The sequence below is a fragment of the Streptomyces sp. NPDC007162 genome, from assembly GCF_040634175.1.
In the GTDB taxonomy this organism is placed as follows: Bacteria; Actinomycetota; Actinomycetes; order Streptomycetales; family Streptomycetaceae; genus Streptomyces.
This window is the reverse complement of sequence record NZ_JBEYFC010000870.1, coordinates 1-2310: the sequence shown is the minus strand read 5'-3', so window position 1 is coordinate 2310 and position 2310 is coordinate 1. Positions and strand designations below refer to the sequence as shown.

Here is a 2310-nt window from a genome sequence, read left to right as displayed (position 1 = left end):
CGCCTTCAAGTTGCCGACCGAGGGGGCGGGCGCAGCCCTTGGAAGGCTGAACGTTTCACAGTTCCAGCAGGTCAGGCTGGATGAGGCGGAGGCACGGCCGGACCAGGGAAGCGTCGAGGTGGTCGGGCACGACGTCTGGCGGGACCCGGTCGCCGTGAAGGCCCGCATCGGCGTCCTCCCCGAAGGGCTCCGGCTCTTCGAGCGGCTCTCCGGACGCGAACTGCTCGGCTACTCGGGGCGGCTGCGCGGCCTGCCCGGCGCCGAGGTCGACAAGCGGGCCACCCAGCTCCTGGACGTGCTCGACCTCGCCGGCGCCCAGCACAAACTCGTCGTCGACTACTCGACCGGCATGCGCAAGAAGATCGGTCTAGCGGCCGCCCTCCTGCACAACCCCGAAGTGCTCTTCCTGGACGAGCCGTTCGAGGGCGTGGACCCGGTCTCCGCGCAGACCATCCGGGGCGTGCTGGAGCGCTTCACCGGCTCCGGGGCGACCGTCGTCTTCTCCTCCCACGTCATGGAACTCGTCGAGTCGCTGTGCGACTGGGTCGCGGTGCTGGCGGCGGGCCGGATCCGCGCGACGGGAACCCTCGCCGAGGTGCGCGGTGAACACCCCACCCTCCAGGCCGCGTTCCTCGAACTCGTCGGGGCGAGCGGCCGGGACACCGCTTCGGACCTGGACTGGCTGGGCGGCGGGGCCCGATGACGGACGTGACCTCCACCGTCGTACGGCTGAAGCTGTCGCTGCTGCGGAACGGACTGCGGCAGTCCGGTGGCCGACGGGCCGCGTTCGTCGCGTCGGCGGTCGTCGCGCTGCTGTTCGCGGTCCTGCAACTGCTGGGACTGGTCATGCTCCGCGGCCGGTCGCACGCGGACGCGGTCGCCGTGCTGGGGGCCGCGGTGCTGGCACTGGGCTGGGCGTTCATGCCGCTGTTCTTCCCGAGCGGCGACGAGACCCTGGACCCGACCCGGCTGGTGATGCTCCCGCTGCGGCCACGCCCGCTGGTACGGGCCCTGCTCGCCGCCTCCCTGGTGGGCATCGGACCACTGTTCACGCTGTTGCTGCTGGTGGGCTGTGCGGTGTCGGTGGCGCACGGGACGGCCGGGTACGGCGTCGCGGTCGTCGGCGTCGCCCTCGCGCTGCTGATCTGTGTGGCGCTCGCACGGGTGATCGCCGCCGCGAACGTACGGCTGCTCAGCAGCCGCAAGGGACGGGACCTGGCCGTCCTGAGCGGCCTGGTCATCGCGGTCGGGGCGCAGCTGGTCAACTTCGCGGCGCGGAGCCTGGGTTCGGCCGGGCTCGGGGAGCTCGCGCCGGTGTCCGACGTGGTGCGGTGGCTGCCGCCCGCGGCGGCGATCGGGGCGGTGCACTCGGCGAGCGCGGGGTCGTACGGCACGGCGGTGCTGCAACTCGCCCTGTCCGTCGCCGCGTTGGCACTGCTCGTCGGGGTGTGGGCGCGGACGCTGACCCGGCTGATGACCGCACCCGACGGTTCCACGCTCCAGGCCCCCGACCGGGCCGGCCGGGGCCGCGGGTCCGCGGGCGGCGGCCTGGGCACCCTGCTCCCGGCCGGACGCACCGGCACCGTCATGGCGCGCAGCCTGCGCTACGTCTGGCGCGACCCGAAGACCAAGGCGGCGTGGGTGACCTCGCTGGCCATCGGTGTGATCGTGCCCGTCTTCAACGCCGTGCAGGGCACCGGGTCGATCTACTTCGCGTGCTTCGCGGCCGGGATGCTCGGGATCCAGATGTACAACCAGTTCGGGCAGGACACCTCCGCGTTCTGGATGGTGGCCATGACCATCTCGTCCCCCCGCGACGCCTACGCCGAGCTGCGCGGCCGGGCCCTGGCCCTGCTGCTGATCACCCTGCCGTACGCGACGCTGGTGACCGTCCTGACCACGGCGGTGCTGGGCGACTGGCGCCGGCTGCCCGAGGTGCTCGGCCTCTCCTTCGCCCTGCTCGGCGCGATGCTGGCCACCGGCGCCTGGACCTCGGCCCGCTTCCCGTACTCCATCCCCCAGGAGGGCCACCGCAACGTCGCCGCGGGCCAGACCGGCCTGGCCTGGATCGCGATCTTCGGCGGCATGGTCTCGGCGGCCCTGCTCTGCGCCCCCGTCATCGCCCTGACCATCACGCTGAACGTGACCGCCGACGGCGACGCCTGGACCTGGCTCCTGCTACCGGTGGGCGCGGCCTACGGGGCGACGACCACCTGGGCGGGCCTACGCCTGGCAGCACCACGCACGGCGGCCCGTCTGCCGGAGATCCTGACAGCGGTGAGCAGAGGCTGACCACAGCGCGAGTGGGGC

2 protein-coding genes are annotated in these 2310 nt (G+C 72.9%); both read left to right on the top strand.

The features are described 5' to 3' along the window. Positions 1-10 precede the first annotated feature (10 nt). Positions 11-703, top strand: coding sequence for an ABC transporter ATP-binding protein (locus tag ABZ646_RS45170; protein WP_360533201.1), 693 nt, complete (start codon positions 11-13; stop codon positions 701-703). Beyond that, positions 700-2292, top strand: coding sequence for a transporter (locus ABZ646_RS45165; protein ID WP_360533198.1), 1593 nt, complete (start codon positions 700-702; stop codon positions 2290-2292). The genes ABZ646_RS45170 and ABZ646_RS45165 overlap by 4 nt, the downstream gene beginning before the upstream one ends. The last annotated feature ends 18 nt before the right edge of the window (positions 2293-2310 follow it).

What these genes read in the sequence shown, in the direction of transcription:
- ABZ646_RS45165 (WP_360533198.1), top strand. Translation starts at nt 700, where the DNA reads ATGACGGACGTGACCTCCACCGTCGTACGGCTGAAGCTGTCGCTGCTG.